Annotated in this window: 13 protein-coding genes; 6 read left to right on the plus strand and 7 right to left on the minus strand. The window is 40.6% G+C overall.

Annotated features, from left to right (window positions below; genetic code table 11):
* Positions 1 to 125 precede the first annotated feature (125 nt).
* A complete protein-coding gene (locus BM291_RS10100; protein ID WP_092896911.1) occupies positions 126 to 2,552 on the plus strand; it encodes an ABC transporter permease in 2,427 nt (808 codons plus the stop codon).
* A gap of 206 nt (positions 2,553 to 2,758) precedes the next feature.
* Here BM291_RS10100 and BM291_RS10105 read toward each other — a convergent pair whose 3' ends face one another.
* The 5 genes from BM291_RS10105 to BM291_RS10120 form a co-directional block, all read right to left on the minus strand.
* On the minus strand, positions 2,759 to 3,259 hold the full coding sequence (locus BM291_RS10105) for a GreA/GreB family elongation factor (RefSeq protein WP_092896914.1): 501 nt from the start codon (positions 3,257 to 3,259) through the stop codon (positions 2,759 to 2,761).
* A gap of 192 nt (positions 3,260 to 3,451) precedes the next feature.
* Positions 3,452 to 3,919 (minus strand): YybH family protein, encoded by a 468-nt coding sequence (locus tag BM291_RS10110; protein WP_092896917.1) that lies wholly within the window; start codon positions 3,917 to 3,919, stop codon positions 3,452 to 3,454.
* A 195-nt stretch (positions 3,920 to 4,114) separates the two neighbouring features.
* Positions 4,115 to 4,447 carry a hypothetical protein gene (locus BM291_RS21905; protein WP_139229075.1) on the minus strand — a complete coding sequence of 111 codons (333 nt, stop codon included), beginning with the start codon at positions 4,445 to 4,447 and terminating at the stop codon, positions 4,115 to 4,117.
* 182 nt (positions 4,448 to 4,629) lie between these two features.
* Entirely contained in the window at positions 4,630 to 5,310 is a 681-nt protein-coding gene (locus BM291_RS10115) for a Tat (twin-arginine translocation) pathway signal sequence containing protein (RefSeq protein WP_092896920.1), read from the minus strand.
* 308 nt (positions 5,311 to 5,618) lie between these two features.
* The gene (locus BM291_RS10120; protein ID WP_092896924.1) at positions 5,619 to 9,740 is read right to left on the minus strand and encodes a hybrid sensor histidine kinase/response regulator; all 4,122 of its coding nucleotides are present in this window, start codon (positions 9,738 to 9,740) and stop codon (positions 5,619 to 5,621) included.
* A 401-nt stretch (positions 9,741 to 10,141) separates the two neighbouring features.
* Between BM291_RS10120 and BM291_RS10125 the strand changes: the two genes are divergently transcribed.
* Entirely contained in the window at positions 10,142 to 10,423 is a 282-nt protein-coding gene (locus BM291_RS10125; RefSeq protein WP_092896927.1) for a hypothetical protein, read from the plus strand.
* A gap of 188 nt (positions 10,424 to 10,611) precedes the next feature.
* Here the strand turns inward: BM291_RS10125 and BM291_RS10130 are convergent, their stop codons facing one another.
* Positions 10,612 to 11,352: a DUF4197 domain-containing protein gene (locus BM291_RS10130; protein WP_092896929.1), complete on the minus strand. Its 741-nt coding sequence runs from the start codon at positions 11,350 to 11,352 to the stop codon at positions 10,612 to 10,614.
* Positions 11,353 to 11,561: 209 nt separating this feature from the next.
* Here BM291_RS10130 and BM291_RS10135 point away from each other — a divergent pair, with 209 nt between their 5' ends.
* Together BM291_RS10135 and BM291_RS10140 are read left to right on the plus strand one after the other, a co-directional pair.
* Positions 11,562 to 13,304 carry an arylsulfatase gene (locus tag BM291_RS10135; protein WP_245786827.1) on the plus strand — a complete coding sequence of 581 codons (1,743 nt, stop codon included), beginning with the start codon at positions 11,562 to 11,564 and terminating at the stop codon, positions 13,302 to 13,304.
* Positions 13,305 to 13,533: 229 nt separating this feature from the next.
* On the plus strand, positions 13,534 to 14,748 hold the full coding sequence (locus BM291_RS10140; RefSeq protein ID WP_092896931.1) for an arginine deiminase: 1,215 nt from the start codon (positions 13,534 to 13,536) through the stop codon (positions 14,746 to 14,748).
* 10 nt (positions 14,749 to 14,758) lie between these two features.
* Here BM291_RS10140 and BM291_RS10145 read toward each other — a convergent pair whose 3' ends face one another.
* A complete protein-coding gene (locus tag BM291_RS10145) occupies positions 14,759 to 17,497 on the minus strand; it encodes a putative LPS assembly protein LptD (protein ID WP_245786828.1) in 2,739 nt (912 codons plus the stop codon).
* Positions 17,498 to 17,558: 61 nt separating this feature from the next.
* Here BM291_RS10145 and BM291_RS10150 point away from each other — a divergent pair, with 61 nt between their 5' ends.
* Entirely contained in the window at positions 17,559 to 18,359 is an 801-nt protein-coding gene (locus BM291_RS10150) for an N-acetylmuramoyl-L-alanine amidase family protein (RefSeq protein ID WP_092896935.1), read from the plus strand.
* A gap of 357 nt (positions 18,360 to 18,716) precedes the next feature.
* Entirely contained in the window at positions 18,717 to 20,312 is a 1,596-nt protein-coding gene (locus BM291_RS10155; protein ID WP_245786829.1) for an acyl-CoA carboxylase subunit beta, read from the plus strand.
* The last annotated feature ends 8 nt before the right edge of the window (positions 20,313 to 20,320 follow it).

Here is a 20,320-nt window from a genome sequence, read left to right on the forward strand (position 1 = left end):
TTTTAGTGGCATAAAAGTGGAAATGTAAATAAGTGCAATGAGTCCAAGTATATAAACTCGAACTTATGTAAAACACAAATGGTCCAAGTCTGAAGACCTGAACCAATAAACCAATACACAAAGCCATGCTCAAAAACTACTTTAAAATCGCCTGGAGAAATCTTCAAAAAAAGAAGGTGTATTCATTTATCAATATTGTAGGATTGGGTGTTGGCATGGCTTGTTGTGTGCTGATTTTCATGTTTGTGCAGGATGAACTTTCCTATGATAACTACCATGAAAAAGGCGATCGGATTTATCGGGTTCTTCATGGGGAAGCGGCAGTTGATGGAGTGGAAGAAGGAAGTTCCACAGAAGACTTTTGGGTTTGGGGAAACGCTCCGATTGGACCAGCTATGCAGCTTGATTTTCCGGAGATCGAAAAAGTGGTTCAGTTCTCAGGTAGAGCAGATATTCTTTTCACTGTAAACGATCAAACTCAGCAGGAAGAGGGTGTTTTTTTTATGGATTCCACCGTTTTTGAGGTGTTCAGTTGGGAGCTAGTGGAAGGAAATCCAAAGACAGCGTTAGTAGCTCCGTTTTCTGTGGTTTTGACGGAGAGCACTGCCAGGAAATACTTTGGTGATGTTGCTGCACTTGGTAAAACCATAAAAGGAAGCGAGGCTGCAGGAAGAGCAGATGCTGGGGACTACACGGTTACCGGAGTAATGAAAGATCTACCGTCCAATTCACATTTTAAATTCAACACCTTACTTTCTCTCAGTACATTTAAGCAGTCCCGGCCAGGAATTTTTGATGCTTGGGGCTACGTGGATACCTACACCTATTTCTTGGCAAATAAGCAATTTGATCAGGCGAATTTTCAAGCGAAAGTCCCTGGGTTTATAGAAAAAAGAGCTGGCGAAGATAATGGCCCAAATTATACTATAGCGATAGAGCCATTGAAAGATGTTTATCTCAGAACCGTAGCTCAGCGGCAGCCAGGCGATACGGGTTCGCTGACAAATATTTATGTGTTTTCCGTCATAGGATTATTCATTTTGGCGATAGCCATGATCAATTTTATGAATTTATCTACGGCGCGATCCATGGAGCGGGCAAAGGAAGTTGGGATCAGAAAATCCATCGGTGCAGATCGAAATAGCTTGATAATTCAGTTTTTGGGAGAGTCCTTGATCATTGTGATTCTCGCTGCTATAGTCGCGGTGATTTTCGTGTCAGTGGCGCTACCGATGATGAATAATCTTACGGGAAAAGTGCTTGAGGTAAATCGAGTGATCAATTGGCAAACCATTCCAGTGTTTTTTGGGATAGTAGTTGCGATTGGCCTTTTGGCAGGATCTTATCCAGCATTTGTACTATCGAGCTTCAGACCGGTTTCTATTTTGAAAGGGATCAATAAATCAGATGCCCGAGGAGTGAATTTGCGAAAAGGATTGGTTGTCTTTCAGTTTAGTCTTTCCATTGCCTTGATAGCAGGTACTATCATCGTGTATTCTCAGATGAGTCATTTGCTAGACAAGGACATGGGGTTTGACAAGGAGCAGATGCTTGTGATCGACTACAATTACGATGAGCAAGTCAATAATGTGTCATCAGCTTTGGAAAGTGAATTAGAGAATATTCCAACGATTCAATCGGTGGCCTTTTCACGGTCTGTGCCAGGTAGCCATTTCCCAAATGCCGGAACAACGATTGAAAGCCCTGAAGGAGAGATGGTCATGATGGGTCAGGGTATTTTTCAGGTTGGTTTGGATTTTATTAATCATTTCGATCTTGAATTAGTTGCGGGAAGATCTTATTCCAGAGATTACCCTTCGGATTCCACGTCGGCTTTGGTACTGAATGAAGCGGCTGCCAGACAATATGGCTATGCTAATCCTGCGGATATCGTTGGGAAAAAGTTTGACCAGTGGGGAAGAGCCGGGGAGGTAATCGGGGTAGTCAAAGATTTTAACTATATCTCTTTGCACAGCAAGGTGGAGCCATTGACCCTTCCGTTTGAGGCATATGCTAGTAGGTATGTGAGTTTGAAGGTGTCGGGAGATGATATTCCCGCTACGCTGTCAGAAGTAGAAAAAGTATGGAAGCAACTAGCTCCACATCGTCCTTTTATCTATAGCTTTTTGAATGAAGATTTCAATAAGCAATATGAGTCAGACTTCAGGTTCAGACAGATTTTTACCACCTTCTCTATATTGGCTATTTTGATTGCCTGCTTGGGATTGTTAGGTCTAGCTACTTACACAGCTGAGCAGAGAACCAAAGAGATAGGCATCCGAAAAGTGTTGGGAGCAAATATCGGAAGCATCGTGGGATTGCTTTCCAAAGACTTTATCAAGTTGGTTTTGGTGGCGATTGTAGTCGCTACTCCTTTGGCTTGGTTTGCGATGAACAAATGGCTGGAAGGATTTGCCTATCAGGTGCCAGTTCATTGGTGTATATTCTTGGTTTCTGGCTTGTTAGCGGTGATTGTGGCTCTAGTCACTATAAGTTCCCAAGCGATCAAAGCGGCGATGATGAATCCGGTGAAGAGTTTGAAAAGTGAGTAGTAAGTATTTAGTAGCAAGACATAAGTATCAAGTACTAAGTTGCTGGATAATAGAGCCAAGAATCTAGAATATGTTCCTTGTTAATATGGAATTTCATGTTGTAGGTGTGTTTCTCGCGCTGGAGCAGCATGTGCTCAACCTTTGTGTTTTTTTTGAAGCTCGAAGGTTTGGTACACTTTAACTTCTGGTTAAACTTTTAATAACTTTCAATAGGTAATCGCTATAATTTCAAACGTTCTATTTTCTCTAGCCAGCTTTAAAACTGCTTGTTCTCCTACTTTTAAGCCAATCAGGATTTTGGCTATAGGAGAGATAAATGAGATTTTCCCTTTTGAAATATCTGATTCATCCACTCCCACGATTTGGTAGTTTTCAAGTTTTGAACTGTTGCCGATTTTGAGTGTGACAGTAGCTCCAAAACGGATTTCATTTTTAGGTTGCTCATCTAGCTCCACTACTTTGGCGGTAGCAATTCTATCTTCCAGTAGATGTAGTTTCGAAGAAATATAATTTGATGCTATTCGCTTTTCTTGTTCGGTGGCGGCTTCTATCGAGCTTTTTTCATTGATCAATGCCTGTTTTTCGGCCAACAATTCTTCCATTCCATTTGGAGTGATGTAATTGGTGACACCAGTTGGTAAGTCTGCTCTGGGTGGTACTAATGGTATTTCTTCCTGATCTTCTTCTTTTACAAATCCTCTACTCATGAGTTCGTTGGTTTAGGTATATGCTACCCTGAATAATGAATTGAAAGACAATTAAGTTTCATGACGAGTGGATCACCTAGTCCTAATAGGCTGTTCATGAATGAAAAGCAAAAAGAGATTTGACGTGGTAATCAGGAATAGAAAAGCGCAAAGTATAACCAGGCCTAGTTATACTTTGCGCCTAATGGGAGATTATTTATTCTGGTTAGGTCCGGGTGTTGAGATGTCGATGACGTTTTTCCATTCCCCATTTTTTTGCTTTCTCCAGATACTCACTGCTTTGTTGTTTTCAGTTTGTATTTGTCCAGAGGAGTCAGGAAAAGAAATTTGCGAATCTTCAATTATATAGGCCATATCTCCACTTTCTGAGACCACCACATTCTGTGGCTGCCAGCTAATTCGAAAGCCCGGTATTTTAAAGCTTTCTTCAACCATATTTTTTATAGCATCCTTTCCTTGCAATGGTTCTTGACCTGCTGATAAAAGAATAGCATCTTCCGCCCAATAATCCACTGTTTTTTCAACATCACCAGTTGATGCTACCTGAGACCATTCTCTGCTTATCTGCATGATTTTTTCTCCTTCGGCTTTAGTGTCAAACTTTTTTTGAGTGCAACTCAAAGCTAGAAATGCACAAATTAGTATGGCTGTGTTTTTCATAATTGAAGTGGTTTCAAAGTTGAATGATTGCTTTTAAGCTTGCGTAAAATAGTGCGTAACTCATTTAAATTTAGTGAGTTATTTTCTAATAATCTAGGGTTGTAACCTTAGCAAGAATATGTTTTAGCCTCACTTTTGATGAGGTGTTTCATATACTAAGAAATAAAAATTTGCAGTCATGAAGTTCGCTTAGTCCTACATCATGGAGAAGATATTCAACAGGAGTAATAGGCTGCTTATAGTCAATACTGTGTAATTCAAAATCCTCCAAAGTATTTGAGGCAACTTTAGACTGATGTTACTGAGAGTAATTGATGCGATGCAAAAGACAATACTGAGCAGTGTTGTGTCCCATCTTCCATGCAAGAAATCAGGAAAGTAGCTTTTGAAAATAGTAACATTCTCTGCTTGGGTAGATCCCATGTCAATGACATAAATCCACAACGCATAGATAGAAAGAGGAATTAATAAGCATCCTAAACTCACTAAGGAATATAATTTTAATCGACTTTGATTTGCGCTATTCATAGGTGAGTTTTAAATGTATGACTTGAAAGCTATGGTCTTAGGCAAGTCTCAAGGTACACGATTATAAACCCAAAAAGCGTAGTTTCCGACTACGCTTTTTGGGTTTAATTCTTAAACACATACATCCCTTTCTTCGCCAAATAGGCTAGGATAAGAGATAAAGGAGTTTGTATAGACTCACTTTAATTGCCGGCAAAAATATACCCGCATCCATTCTCCTGTGCTCTGCCTAGAGCCCAAACTCCCGAAGGAACGATTTGAATACCTGGTTCTACGGCAGCTACCCATTCATTATATACCTCAGTGGCATCAAGTCCCATTTGCTGAGCAAGTACTCCGCTGTATACAGAAATGGCCAGATTGCAAACACAAAACATAGCTCCTCTAGCTTGCAAAGCTTTAATTCCCTGAATTACTGGCATTGGGAAGTCACCTTCCTTTGGCTCGAAATATGGATTTCTTAAGGAGAATTTTTTTGTAGCATTATCATTTACTCCAAATACTTCCCCCAGATTATATTTTTTCCAAAGGCTGGATTTGAAGGCAAAGGGAATTGCATTATGTCTTAATACCGTCATTGCTGTGATGTCGCTATCACTTGAGCCTGTTTCATTGTTACTCAGGTAAAAGGCCCAGTTCCAAATTATAGGAAAACCATCATGTGGAGTAGATCCGTCATAGACAATACGATGAGTTCCTTTGATGTTTTTGAACCATTCGTCAGCGCTAGCCATCTGTTCGGCATCGAAGGATAAATTTTCCGCATAGATGGGATTTGTGATCATGGCGAGAGTTCCTGTTGTAGCTCCCATCAGTACCGATCCCATAAATTTTCTTCTTGAATTTGTTTCCTTGGTTTTCATGCTAGTTTATTTAGAATTATCAATGCTATACTTGTTTTCATAGTACTCAATGATGGGTTTGATTCGGTCTACTTGATGCTGCCTAATAGAAAAAGTCGGCAAATGAAAACGGGAACAATGACTTCTTCCATCCTTTTGTAGGATGTCTGTGATAAGCCAAACCATCAGCAAACAATACTACATGTTGTTAGCTGGAATCACTTTCAGTATTTCATCAATCCCTAGGACCTATTGGTCATATACAAAAATATCCTGTACCATTAGTGCATAACAGACACAGGATAAAGGGGTAATGTCTTGGGATTAAACTATTTGTGTATTGTGCTTGGGGCAAATCCAAATTCCTCTTTGAAGGCTCTACTAAACCAGGAAGGATCATTGAATCCTACAGCATAGCCAACTTCCGAAACCGTCTTATCGCTAGTTTGGAGCAATTCCTTAGCTTGCTGAAGACGAATAGAACGTATAAAAATTGCCGTGGATTTGCCTGTAATAGCTTTCAGTTTTCTATACACCTGTGACTCGCTCAAACTTAAGCCAAAGGCCAAATGTCTTGATGAAAAAGAAGGGTCATCCAACTCTTTTCGTATGAGAGCAATAGCCCGCTTGAGAAACTTGGCTTCCGGACTTTCGCTCCTTTTGGTTAGAATTCCGTTAAATCCATCTTGCTGGAATTTCTGTCTCATTTTACTGCGTAGCAAAATCAGTTGGTCCAGTCGGGTAAAAAGTTCGTCCTTATTAAATGGCTTAGATAAAAATGCATCTGCTCCATGCGACAGTCCTATGATGCGATCTGTGGAGGAAGCTCTGGCAGTAAGAATTATGATGGGAATATGATCTGTGCGCTGATCAGATTTCAACTTGGAGCAAACTTCATAGCCGGTTATGCCGGGCATCATCACGTCACAAATAATGATATCAGGCACTTTCTCCAAAGCTAATTTGATTCCTTCTTCGCCATTTAATGCATGTACTATATCATATTTCCCACCAAGACATGACTTTAAATAGAAAGCGACGTCAATATTGTCTTCAATGATCAGCGCTAGTGGAAGGTCAGATTCTTCCTGGAGAATTTCTTCTGGATACTCTGAGTATTCAAGTTCAAAATGGTTCGTGGGAATCTCATTCAGGTTAACCTCCGTTGTGATTGTGGCATTTCTACTAATCGGGATTTGAACGATGAATTCACTTCCTTTTTCAAGTTTGCTCTGAACAGAGACTGATCCATTCATTAGTGTGACAAACTCCCGAGTAAGAGCCAAGCCTATTCCAGTTCCTTCCCCCATACGTGAGGAGGAAGAATGTACTTGATAGAAACGATCAAAAATATGTGGAATATTATCTTCAGGTATGCCTGTGCCATTGTCTTTTACTTTAATGAAAAAATAGTGGTGACCATTAGCAGAATTTTCTTTTAGGTGAACAAGAATCTTTCCATTTGGCAGAGTGAATTTTATCGCGTTAGAAATTAGATTAGTGATGATTACAGACAGTTTTTCAGCATCAAAATCCATAGTAAGACTTTCTACTTCTGAATACACGGTGAGTTGAATAGTTGACTTTGCAGCTAAGGATTGGAAGCTTTCACAGATGTATTTGACGAAGGGAATAACATCTGCTTGAATCAGGCTCAAATGCATTTCACCACTTTCAGCCTTTGCCGTGGTCAGTAATTCATTGACAAGTTTTAGCAATTTGCTTCCATTGCGTTGGATCATTTCCAAAGGGCGATCTGTAGCCTCTATTTCCTCATTCACCAATTTGGCTTTGATCGTTTCCACCATTCCCAAAATCACCGTTAGCGGTGTCCTGAATTCATGAGTGATATTGGTATATAGACTACTTTTGAGTTGATTGACCTCCTTTAGCCTTCGACTTTCGGCCAAAGCCAATTTTCGAGAAAGTTGAAATCTATAGAACCAATAGGCAAGTAAAGCAGCAGCCATAAAATAGAGCAAATATGCCCACCACGATGCCCACCAAGGTGGTAATATGATTAAGGTCATTCTCAATGGCTCCTGATTCCACTCTTTCCCTCTTGCAAATCCATTGACCAATAGTGTATGGGTGCCTGAAGGAAGGTTCAGAAATTGTACTTCAGGATCTTTAAGCATATTCCATTCCTGATCGTTAGGCAGGAGTTTGTATCCATACTCCACTTTTTTATTCATCCTGAAGTCTAAGGATGAGAATTGTAGGTAGAATGGAAACTGGTTGTGTTTGAAGGTAAGACTGGTGCTTGTTAGCAAGGGTTTTTCCAACAAGTTTGAGGGGTTATTTGCTTTATTGTTTTTATGATTGACCCTCAATTCAGAAAAATAGAGTGGTTTGGGTTGGTCGATATTTAATAGATCTGATGGATGGAAATAGGTAACTCCACCTATTCCTCCTAGATAAATTGTGCCCTGCTCATCTTTGAATTTGGCATGAATGTCAAATTCCTTGCTTTGGATTCCATCCTCAGTTCCGTAATGAGTAAACTTTTCTGTGTCAGGTTCGAATTTGACAATACCATCATTTGTGCCAAGCCAAAGTTGGCCATTATCGTCGTCTTGGATACTATAAATTATGGCATTTGGAAACTGTTGATTTTCAGTCCATGATTTGAATTTATTCTCTCCCAAGAAGAGGTTCAGGCCATGTCGACTACCAATCCAAACCCGATCACTTCGATCAAATAAAATGTCATAAACTGTATTATGAGAGAGGGTTTTCTCTTGTCCTACTTTCCTCGAATAGTTTTCAAAAATCGGGTTTTGATAAGTAGGCGATTCAAAGCTAAGTTTGGTCACTCCGGCCTGAGTACCTATCCAAATATTACCGCTTTTATCAATCCGTATGCACTGCGAAAAATCATTGCTGAGTGAATTTGCATCAGACTTAGCATGACTATACCTGAAAAAGTGGTAATCATTTTCATCAGTGAATTCCAAACGAAAAACACCCTGTCCATTCGTAGCGCCCCAAATATTTTGATTAGCGTCTATTGCAAGATCCTTTAAGAAATCATTGTTTAAGGAGTTTTGATTAGTTGGATCAAAGTGAAAGACTAGGAATTCAGGATTACTTGGATCAAAAGAATTCAAGTCTATCATGTTTAATCCGCGGGTGGTGGCTATCCAGAGTCTGTTGTTTTTGCTATCCTTTTTGATAGACCTCACTACCGCCCCAGAGATACTTTTGGGCTTGTTTTGATTTTCTTTGAAAAAGTAATTTTTGCCACCACGGATTAAGTTTAGCCCACCATCAGAAGTACCAACCCAGAGATCCAATCCATCTCGTAAAATCGAGAAAATCACATTGTCGTTAAGTGAATGATCACCATTAAGATCCTTGGAAATATTCTTGAAATACGGTTCTGAGAAATCAATCTGATTTAGTGAATTGGCAGTTCCTACCAAGATCTGCTTCTCCGAAATGCGAAGTAATGATTGCACCGTACCGCTACTTAAACTTATGTTTTGCTCGTTATTATAGATGATTTTCCTTACTACCGACTGAGTTTTCCAATTGAAAAGATAGAGGCCGCTTCCGGTTCCTACCCATACTTGTGAGTCACTCTCCCTTAGAAATGATATTACATGTTTGGTAGGAGAAAGGCCTGTTTCTGCCAGATTAAAATGCTTTATAGACTTCTTGCCAAAATCATAGATAAACAAGCCAAAATCACTTCCTATAAGTAGCTCTTGTTTAGTAGGATAAAAGGCTTGCACATGGCCTTGAACTACGGTCTCTGGATTAGCTCCAAAAGAATTCCTGTCTGCGGGATCTGCTTTGTAGATAAGGCCATTTGGAGTGCCTATCCAAAGTTTATTTTCTGCATCTAAAAACAGCGCGCTCAATGGTTCACCTTTAAAATATCTTGTTTGCTTGCGTGAATCGCTTGTCAAATGATGAAGACCTGAAATCCGAGAACTCACCCAGATGTCTCCATTTTGATCGTTTAGTAGAGCTGAAATAATTTCGTTCTCATCGGTAGACTTGTCTAGAGAAACTCTGTGAAAAACACCCTGATCAGGATCATAATAGCTTAAGCCATTTCCAATCGTTCCGGCCCATATTTTACCCTCGTAATCCTCTAAGATTTTGTTAACCAGATCCCCTGAAATTGTGGTAGAATCGCTTTCACTGTATTTGAATATTTTGAACTCTCTTCCATCAAATCTATTTAAGCCATCCTGTGTAGCAATCCACACGAAGCCATTTTTATCTTGTATTAAATCATTTATGGAAACTTGAGAGAGTCCATCTTCAAGATTATAGTAGTTGATACGTGTATAAGCAGTTTGGGCAATGACAGGAGTACCTAGGAGTGATATAAGATTCACCGCTAAAAAGAAAATATTGAGTGTATTTAACTTTTTGCTGAGCTCACCAGATTCTTGCTGGTATTTGAAAAAATATATCAAGTAGCGATAAAAGAGCATGAACCAAGTTAATGAACTTTTAAAGAAAATGTGGAAAGGAGCGTATGCCTAGAGGGTACTTCAGTCTCTAGCATTGAGGAAGATACATCAATTGCCTTTGCCCATTAGCGACCAAAATTGTTCGATGCATGGGTTAGGCTGAATGTTTTTTCTATGATATCAGGCTGTTTTGATGGGTTTAATATGGCATTGAAATGGTGTCTAGAGATTAGAATAAAGAGCCAAGATTTAGACAATTCTGGCAGTAAAGACAACTTTAATAAAAGCGTACTGTACAACTGTTAACAAAGAATGGCGAATATCAAAGTTCTCGTCAGATCGACTATCAAAGTGCCAAAAACAATGAATTTATAAACCAACCCTCAATAAATGAATTAACACTTACCCTAAACAACACAACCATGAGCCATATCGCTATTCCTATCCCGAACCTTCCTGGAAAGCAAAACATCGATATCCAAGTGATCATCAACAACGAGATTAAGTCTCTTCATTATAAGGTGGAGCTATTCTATTGGGATGACTGCGAAAATCCAACGGGTCACCGGGCGGATTGCATTTCCGAGATGCTGACTAAGCACGACCCTGCCTGGACGGTGTATTATATTGGAGCACCTACGGACAAGTTTGTTCCGATCACTTTTGTAGATAGAGAAAGCAAGAAGTGGATGCAAGTGAGGTGAATTGAGATTGGAGCATTGTTATTTTGCTCTCACAGGATTTTGGAAAGACTGTCTTTCTGGCAATCCTAATTGCAATTCCGCTTAGTCTGAAAAATCATGAGTTGAACTTTGGAGTTCTTGACCTGTAGGAACAAGAACTCCAGAATTCAAACCTTAGAACAACCTAGGAAGAAGTGCTCTGTAGTGACTTATTTTCCTTGTTTTTCGGCATAACCAAATACTTTCTGAAGTAGTATGGTGCTTCTGGCAGCGGCATTTTCCCGGATTTTCAATTCTTCTTTAGCAATCTCATAAAATAATCCATCGATGGCTTTTTGAGTCACATAACTTGATAAATCTGGATCGATTGGAGTCATCAATGGGATTTTATTGTATCTATTGATTACATCGCCCCAGTATTTGGTCGCACCTACTTTGGTCAAGCTGCTTTCAATGATAGGTTTGAATTTCCCTTCTAATGAGGTAGTCGTTTTTCCTTCAAAATACTGTGTAGCAGCATTATTTGACCCCAACAGAATATTCTTTACGTCAGTAATGCTCATGTCTTTAATAGCGGCTACAAAAATTGGTTTTGCTTCGATGGCTGCATCTTCAGCTGCTCTATTCAAGCTCGTAATTACCTGATCACAAAGGTCGCCTAGGCCAAAGGAACGAAGGGTGTTTTCTACTTTTTTAGCTTCTTCTGGAAATAAGATTTTGACGGCTATATTTCCTAGATATCCATCCTCTTTCGAAAGGCGTTCTGAGGCATAACTTGTTCCATATTCCAACGCTTGCTTTAGACCTGAATTAATCTCTGATTCTGTTGGAGTTCCAAGATCCAAAGCGCTACCCAGTTGACTTAGCGTGTCGCAACTTGCTAACAGCATCGCAGTGACTAGCGTGAAAGTGATGGAGATTTTTTTGAAGGGAGTATTTTCTAATTTCATGAGATTTGTCTTAGGTGAGGTGTTAAACTATTCAACAATGATACCTCAATTGGGAATTTAAGAAAAATAGGAGAGGAGATTCGCTTGTTAAATTTGTGTAAAGATTAAAAATCGTTGCTTGAAACTTGAAATTAACCTACCTGACTTGGTAGAAAACTCTTTTCATTCCACCAGATTTTTGATCATGTTTACACTTATAGGATGATTTTGTGAGAGGAGCTCTCGGTGCCTCGGGTTGCCATCAATTCCCTCAGAAGAACGGTCGAATTGCAAAAGGAGAAATTGCTGCTTGGCTAAGAATGAATGTAAAACTGATAAGCAAAAGAAATATGTCTGTGAAGAGTTGTAGCATAAAGAGGAAAGGATGCCTGCGGGAAAGTATTGGCCGAAAAAGTGGGACTAGACTATCAATTCTCCTTGTTTTGCTTATTCTGGTAAGTGTGACTAAAGTAGCAGCGCAAAGTGAACGCCCCAATATTATTTTAATTTATGCAGACGATCTGGGGATAGGCTTACTTGGCCATGAAGGCCAGAAAATCATAAGTACGCCTAATATAGATCAGTTAGCACGGGATGGGATACGCTTTCAAAGGTCCTATGCCAATATGCTTTGCGCCCCAGCTAGAGCTTCGTTGATTACCGGACTTCACGATGCCCATGCAGATCCATTTCCTATTTCCAATGCAGGAGCATATGTGCGCGCAGAAGAATCTACGTTGTCAGCTATAGAGAAATCTGTAAATGAAAAGTTGCCTGAAGTTTCAAAGGACCAGGTGTTTATGGGGCAAGTGGCTCAAGGTATGGGGTATAAAACTGCTCAGTTTGGTAAATTGGAATGGGGCTTTTCTACCACTCATCAGCAATTAGTTAGACATGGGTGGGATTATTATTTGGGATATCTGGATCATGGTAGAGCACATGGTTTTTATCCTCCTTTTTTGTTTGAAAATGGAAAAATGGTACACTATGATGGTAATACGCTGCTTAACGCAGGGAAATCCATAGAGCCCGAGACAGAAGCCAGTTACAAGGAACGCTGGGATAAAAACGGAAAGGAAACCTATTCTCAGGATATTTTTATGCAAGGGCTACTGGGTTTTATTGAATCCAATAAGGAGAATCCATTTTTCATTTATTTCCCAACTCAATTACCCCATGGGCCAGTGTCTATACCGGAAATTCATCCTGATTTTGCTAACAATGATCGATTGTCTTCCATTGAGAAGGAATATGCTTCCATGGTCAAGATGCTGGATGACAACGTGGGGCAGATTGTAGAAAAGCTTAGAGAATTAAATCTTGAAGAGAATACACTGGTGATTTTCACGTCTGACAATGGACATGAAATTTACTACAGCAAAGAAGGCCGGATAGAAAAACCTTATACCAATATCCAAACCGGGGAAAGATTTGATGATCACACCAATAAATATTACAGTGAGTTGGCTGGGGATGTTTTTGATGGAAATGGAGGTCAGGCTGGAATGAAGCGGAGTAATTTAGAAGGTGGAATTAGAGTCCCATTAATTATCAAATGGCCTGAAAAAATAGGGAAGGGCGCAGTCAGCCAACGTCTTACGGCTAATTATGATTTGCTCCCCACAATTGCCGAAATCACTGGCTATTCAAAACCTTTTGAATCAGATGGGCTTTCATTTTATAATGAATTGGTTGGAGAAGGGAAAGAAGATTTTCAACATGATTTTGTGGTTTATTCTTCCTTTACTGGTCCGACCTTGATTACACAGGATGGATGGAAATTGAGGACGATTTTATCAAAAAATGTTTTTGAATTGTTCTTTTTACCTGAGGATTTGAAGGAAGAAAATGATCTGTCTGCACTTCACCCAGATAAGTTAGCTGCACTAAAGACTGCCCTTTTGGAAGCATGTGATGGAGACTATCAAAATGGACTTTATTCAACAAGAACAAGTCAGATCAAGCTTAACTGAAGTGGGGTTGGTTTTTTAGGGAATAGCGGAGAAAATCAAAAGTGCTGGGCTTTGATTTGACTGCTCAGTTTACGAGTATTTTCCTGAGTCCAACAATGAGGAAGGATCAACCTAGATGTACATCTCCAAGTGGAGGATAAAATTTACGTTATTGAATTGTTATTGATTTAGGTTATTTATTGAATTATTGATAATTTATAAATTCAATTGATGTAAAATACATAATTCCATGAATCTTAGACTTAATTCAGAATTCGGAACGCTCAAAGCTGTTTTGATGCATAGACCCGGAAAGGAAATTGATAGGTTGACTCCCTACAATAAGGAATTTCTACTTTTTGACGATGTGCCTTACTTAGAAGCATTGCAAAAAGAACATGATGTGTTTTCAAATTTGATTAAGGAATCCACTGGAGCGAAAGTTTACCAATTACGGGAGTTGTTGATTCGGGTCCTTTATGATCAGGAAGTCTTACTTAAGCTCTTACAAGAATCGCTGAAGCGCTCAGGAATGGTGCATTTAGCTGAAGCTATTTTGGTGCGATATTCTACGGCGGAATGTGCGGGCATTTTGACTGCAGGCTTGAAAGTTCACGAACTCAGAAAAAAGCTTCCAAACCTTAATGTCGGTGAATTGATGGAATATGCTTTTGTTATTTCCCCTTGTCCCAACTTGTACTTTCAGCGAGATCCCATGGCTCTGACTCCGGGAGGAATTATTTTCTCAAGTATGCGGATGGAAGGAAGACAGCGAGAAGCGGATTTGCTTCGTACAATTTTCGAAAATCATCCGGATTTTAAAGATAATATCAACAAACTATACCCAGTTCTTGGGCATGATAACCCTCCAAGTATTGAAGGTGGTGACATCATAGTGCTATCGCAAAAGGCCGTAGCAATCGGTAATTCGGAGCGTACGGATGAAAAGGCTATCTATCATGCAGCCAAGGCGATGCTAGCCGAAGGAACTGTAGAGCGTGTGTATGAGGTGCATTTACCACAAAAGCGACAGTTTATGCACTTGGATACGGTGTTTACTATTTTGGATGAAAATCTGGTGCTAACCTATCCTGATGCGATGAATGCAGTGCTTCAGACTTCCCTTTATACCTTGAAAGAGATCAAAGATGACAAAGTGCATATCAAGCGTGAAGTGCTGAAGGAATCACTACTAACCGTTTTGGAACGGGAAATTCCACATTTGGAGATACTGCACACAGCAGCTGGCAATCCAGATTATGCGATGCGCGAGCAGTGGTTTGATGGGGCTAACGTATTTGCGATAGGACCACGCCGGGTGATTTCTTACAATCGAAACGTTCACACGAATCGGGCATTGCGACAAATGGGAGTAGAAGTATTGGAGATTCCTTCTTCTGAGCTTTCCCGAGGTCTCGGCGGCCCACGATGTATGACCATGCCGATTAGCAGGTCGAGAGTTTAGCGATGTCGGATTATTGATCAAAAAACGACCTTCTCCTAGATACTTTCAAATCCTGAAGGATGGTTGATTTCACGCGAATGTCGATATTATAGGAAGTAAATCGCCCAAAGGGAATCCAGTTCACATTCATCTGCCAGCAGTGAAGATCTCTGGCAATCCCTACCATGGTTTGGGTAAGCTCTCTGGTCTGCATATCCAAACCGGTGTTGAAGTTGATTTTCCACTTTTCAGACAAAGAGAAATCCCCATTCATACTGATGGTTTGGGTGATGTTTTTTCTTCCCGTAGTCACTTGATTGCTATAGGATAGAACATACCCAAAAGAGACATTCCAAGGAATATCCCAATCGATGTATTGGCTAGGATCTGTTGCAATTCGATTGATTTCACTTTCCACAAAATCATTCATCACTCCACCTGTCTGCATAAAACTGTCGGTGAGTTGATCCCTGACCTCTCCTTGGTTTTGGGCAGAATTGGGATTGATAGAGGCATTCATATTCAATGATGCACTTCGGATTGTTCCCAGTCCCTGTCCATTTTTCCATGCAAACTTATTGACGGAGCGAAAGGATTCACCACCACTTGTATTGGTGTAAGCCGTCGTAGCATAGGGATCAAGCGAGGAGCTCATGTTCACAGATAATTTTCTGTTGAAAAAACTTGTCCGTGCACTGATCCGAATCGGGGCAAGATTGAATGAATCAGCAGCAAAATTATAGCTGGAGCCAAAGTCTATATTTTCCAATAAGGAGATTTTCTTGGTGGCAGTACCTTCGATGGAATCGGTTTTGTCTAGGATTTTTGCCTCCACCACACTACGAATATTAAAACTCATGGACCTGCTTTCACCCAATGGAGCACCGCTGTAAGCGAATCCAGCATGTCGGGACATTAAGCGCGTATCTCCTTCCGCATTAGTCTGCACCTCCTGATAATAGCCAAAAGAAGGATCTGAAAAATCAGGGGTGAAACTGAAACTAACCGATGGTTGAATATGCTGACGTATAGTTTTAATCTTGCCTTTTTTGAAGTCAAAGTACCCGTAGATATTGGTAGCCAGACTGAATGAACTGGAATAAAATGTTACTCTGTTAAAGCCATCTTCCAAGATTTTATCTACACGCTCCTCCTCAGGATTATAGAAGTAATTGATGCGCTTGAGGTACCACAGTTCCGTTAAGCTGGTAGAAGCTGTTCCAGTGAAATACTTGAAAAGTGTGAAGTTAGAGCTGACAGGAATTCTATTTCTAGCGCCATTATTTGCGTTTTCCAGCAAGTAGCCAAAGTTAGCTGGAGTGAAATCTACCAATTCTGGCTCATCAAAATTTTCCACCAAGTCAGGATCTACACCGAAATTCTGCTCGACTTTATTGGTAATCGTATTTTGCATATCAAAAGAATATGCAATATTCAACGTTTTCAGAGGCTCAAATTTCACGTTTTTGAATGGGCTTTGCCTATTCATACTCAGGTTCATAGTCGGCAAACTCAGCTGCACTTCGCCAGTCTGTACACTTTGGGAATGCCTCATACTCGTTGATAAAGAGAATGGAGTTCCGGTAAAAGTTTTGGTGTAATTGACATTCGAGGACAAATCCGAAGTCACATTGTTAATGTAGCTGTTTGGGTTGATGATGTTGTTGAAATAACTGGTAGAACCAGCATTTACAGAAGCAGAAAAATTGCTGTTTCCACGGGATACAGGAGTGTGAGACCATTGGATTCGGAATGTATTGTAGTCCACAGGATTCAATTCCGTTTCTGGAGATTTGAATTTTTGGAAGTCAATATTGAAAGATCCTCCAAATCTGTATCGCTTTTTGTAGACAGTTTGGGACTTTAAGCCCCAACCTCCGTTGGAATAGATATCGCCTGTTACCCTGCTGTGCACGTAGTCATTGATGGCAAAATAGTATCCCAAATCCCTCAGATATAGACCACGTCTCTGTTCCTGTCCATAAGAAGGAAATATAAGTCCCGAGGCTTTCTCCTCAGGTGTGTTTGGGATGATGCCAAAAGGTAAGCCTAGCGGAGTAGGAATGCCGTTAAAATAAAGGTTGAATGGGCCCGAGACTACCTGGCCACCCTCCACAGATTTGATTTTTTTGGAAGAAACGTGGTAGTGAGGTGTGGTGAGTGTACAGGTAGTGTAATACCCATCTGCGAGGTACACACTGCCGTCTTCCATTTTCTTAATAGTTTCCCCTCTCAGGATTCCATCTTGCTGCTCGGTGACTACATCTTTGATGATGGCTTTTTGGGTTTTGAAATTATAGCGCATTTCCTTCCTGATTTCATAGGAGGCAGATCCGTCTTTAAAAAATGGATTCCCGGTAACATTCCCCAAACTATCAGTCACACCTGAGGCATACAGTTCAGAGTTTTTCCAATCGATGATGATCAGATCTGCTTCCAGTCTCATCGTCCCGTATTCAAACCATGCTTGCTTGTGGAGGTAAACTTTATTCTCTGTAAAATCCGAAACGATACTATCTTCACCGTAATAAGTAATATCTGTGGAGATATCACTCCTGGGCATCATTTTTGTCGAGTCAGTAAGTGCAAGCGTATCAGCAAGATTGGGCAAAGTATCCAGAGCTATTAAATCTCCCGAAGGTGACATTAATGTATCTGGATGCGTAAGAGGTTTCTCTTGACGCTGTCGAACGGGTTTTTGCGCAGTCGCTATTAGCGGAACGGTCAATAGCCCAAAAAAGCAAAATAAAAAGAGCCTGAATCCCTGCACTGTTGCTTACGCTTTATTTAATTTGAGTGAAATTTCGTGTAAAGTTAATTTTATTGCCCTCATGGAACGGTCCAAAAACAAAAAAATTCTTCTTAGTCTGATTTTATGTATCCCCTTTGTCTTTGGCGGATTTATCAACAACGAAACGATGATGCCGAAGTTTCGGATGAAAAAAATCGTTCTCGATGCCGGACACGGTGGAAAAGACCCAGGTAATGTGGGGTCAAGGTCTAAGGAAAAAGACATCAACCTAGCTGTAACTCTGCTAGTTGGGAAATATATCAAGGAGAATATGCCTGATGTTCAAGTAGTCTACACCCGTAAGGATGATAGCTTTCCTACTTTAAAAGAAAGGCCTATGATTGCAAATAATAACAAAGCAGATCTCTTTGTGTCCATTCATTCCAACTCAGCACCAAATAAATCTGCCTTCGGGACAGAAACATTTGTAATGGGTACAAAACACTTTGATGCCAACTTTGACATTGTAAAACGAGAAAACTCTGTAATCCTCCTAGAGGATAATTACGAGGAGAACTACGAAGGATTCGATCCTTCCTCTCCGGAATCCTACATGATGTTTAACTTAATGTCAAAAGTTCACTTTGAGAATTCTGTAACTTTAGCGGCTAATGTTGAAGCTCAGTTTAAAGATAGAGTAGGTAGAAAAAGCCGTGGTGTAAAGCAAGGTCCATTCTACGTGCTTTGGACTCCTTCTATGCCATCAGTTTTGGTGGAGCTTGGCTTTCTTTCCAATACGGAAGAAGAGAGATTTCTAATGAGTCAGGAAGGTAAAGAGTATATGGCTTCGGCTATTTACAGATCGATCAGAGACTACAAGGAATCAATAGAGAAAAATTAATTTCTAGTTTTCGCATAATGCTTAGCCCTTTTCTGTTTCGGAAGAGGGCTTTTTTATGGATTGCTTTCACCGCGGTGGGCACAAATGAATACAGTTGTCCTGCTTCTCCAGAAGCTGGAAAATGATATTTAATCTAGCTTGTTTTTGCTCCTATCCGCTTGCATTTTCCTGTTAATGAAAATGCTCTCCAGTCTGCTTTTCGGAAACTGAATACTGCGACTGTGAGCCTAAGGACTGCGACTGTTAGCTTTTTCTTTTTTAACTTAGAGGCATAAACTATTTGCTGAAAGCAATGGTTTAACTGACTAAACCCAAATTTGACTAATGACCACAACTACCGGAAATTCTAATCCAAGCATGGAAAATTTACTTCAGAATTTACAGGCGAAATATGAGCAGGTAAAGCTAGGAGGAGGAGCCAAAAGGATAGAAAAAGAACATGCGAAAGGCAAGCTCACTGCACGTGAGCGTATAGACTATTTGCGTGATAAAGACACAGATTTTTTAGAAGTTGGCGCATTTGTAGCCGATGGGATGTACGCTGAAGAAGGCGGTTGTCCCTCTGGTGGCGTAGTCACGGGTATTGGCTATGTGAGCGGAAGAATGTGTATGATCGTTGCCAACGATGCCACGGTAAAGGCTGGGGCATGGTTTCCGATGACAGCCAAGAAAAACCTTCGAGCTCAGGAGATCGCCATGGAGAATCAAATTCCTGTGATTTACTTAGTCGATAGCGCAGGAGTTTTTCTGCCTATGCAAAATGAGATTTTCCCCGACAAAGAGCATTTTGGTCGTCAATTCCGCAATAATGCAAAAATGTCGGCAATGGGGATTGTGCAAGTTGCTGCGATCATGGGTAGTTGTGTGGCAGGAGGGGCATATCTTCCTATTATGTCGGACGAGGCGATGATTGTAGATAAGACGGGATCTATTTTCTTGGCAGGTTCTTATCTGGTGAAGTCAGCTATAGGCGAGACGATAGACAATGAAACACTCGGTGGAGCAACTACGCACTGCGAAATCTCAGGAGTGACAGATAATAAATACGATACAGATCAGGATTGCCTGGATGCGATCCGTAGGATTTTCGATAAAATAGGGCACAATCCCACAGCAGGTTTTGATAGAGCAGAAGCTCGAGATCCTGGAATGTCGGGTGAAAAGCTAGTAGAGGTTTTTCCTACAGAGCGCGTTAAGCCATATGACATGCTTGAAATCATCAAGGGTTTAGTAGACGCTGGAGACTTCGACGAATACAAGGAGGACTATGGCAAAACGCTGATTTGCGGAACCGCCAGAGTTGATGGTTGGGCAGTAGGGATAGTGGCTAATCAGCGAAAGATCGTTAAAACTTCCAAAGGCGAAATGCAGATGGGAGGGGTGATTTATTCAGACTCAGCAGACAAGGCCGCTCGATTTATTATGAATTGCAATCAGCGCAAAATCCCTTTAGTTTTCCTTCAGGACGTAAGTGGATTTATGGTGGGCAGCAAAGCTGAGCATGGAGGCATCATCAAGGATGGAGCGAAAATGGTAAACACCATGGCGAATTCAGTGGTACCGAAATTCACTTTTCTTCTAGGTAATTCATACGGAGCAGGAAACTATGCGATGTGCGGAAAAGCCTATGATCCTCGATTGATTTACTCTTGGCCTACAGCTCAGATGGCAGTGATGTCTGGGGCTGCGGCAGCAAATACGCTTTTGCAAATCAAGGTTGCTGGGTTGAAGAAGAAAGGTCTGGAAATATCTCCTGAAGATGAAAAGGAATTGCTTGACGAAATCACTTCAAAATACAACGAGGAATTGAGTCCTTACTACGCCGCCTCAAGACTTTGGGTAGATGGAGTCATCGACCCGCGGGAAACTAGAAAGGTGATCAGCATGGGAATAGAAGCTGCAAATCATGCTCCCATTACAGAAAGATTCAACGTAGGAGTGATTCAGACTTAAGATATTTT

The organism is Algoriphagus aquimarinus (assembly GCF_900112005.1).
Classification (GTDB): domain Bacteria; phylum Bacteroidota; class Bacteroidia; order Cytophagales; family Cyclobacteriaceae; genus Algoriphagus; species Algoriphagus aquimarinus.

Bases quoted from the DNA above. Each gene is read 5' to 3' on its own strand.
- BM291_RS10100 (WP_092896911.1), top strand. From the start codon at position 126: ATGCTCAAAAACTACTTTAAAATCGCCTGGAGAAATCTTCAAAAAAAG.
- BM291_RS10105 (WP_092896914.1), bottom strand. From the start codon at position 3,259: ATGAGTAGAGGATTTGTAAAAGAAGAAGATCAGGAAGAAATACCATTA.
- BM291_RS10110 (WP_092896917.1), bottom strand. From the start codon at position 3,919: ATGAAAAACACAGCCATACTAATTTGTGCATTTCTAGCTTTGAGTTGC.
- BM291_RS21905 (WP_139229075.1), bottom strand. From the start codon at position 4,447: ATGAATAGCGCAAATCAAAGTCGATTAAAATTATATTCCTTAGTGAGT.
- BM291_RS10115 (WP_092896920.1), bottom strand. From the start codon at position 5,310: ATGAAAACCAAGGAAACAAATTCAAGAAGAAAATTTATGGGATCGGTA.
- BM291_RS10120 (WP_092896924.1), bottom strand. From the start codon at position 9,740: ATGCTCTTTTATCGCTACTTGATATATTTTTTCAAATACCAGCAAGAA.
- BM291_RS10125 (WP_092896927.1), top strand. From the start codon at position 10,142: ATGAGCCATATCGCTATTCCTATCCCGAACCTTCCTGGAAAGCAAAAC.
- BM291_RS10130 (WP_092896929.1), bottom strand. From the start codon at position 11,352: ATGAAATTAGAAAATACTCCCTTCAAAAAAATCTCCATCACTTTCACG.
- BM291_RS10140 (WP_092896931.1), top strand. From the start codon at position 13,534: ATGAATCTTAGACTTAATTCAGAATTCGGAACGCTCAAAGCTGTTTTG.
- BM291_RS10150 (WP_092896935.1), top strand. From the start codon at position 17,559: ATGGAACGGTCCAAAAACAAAAAAATTCTTCTTAGTCTGATTTTATGT.
- BM291_RS10155 (WP_245786829.1), top strand. From the start codon at position 18,717: ATGGAAAATTTACTTCAGAATTTACAGGCGAAATATGAGCAGGTAAAG.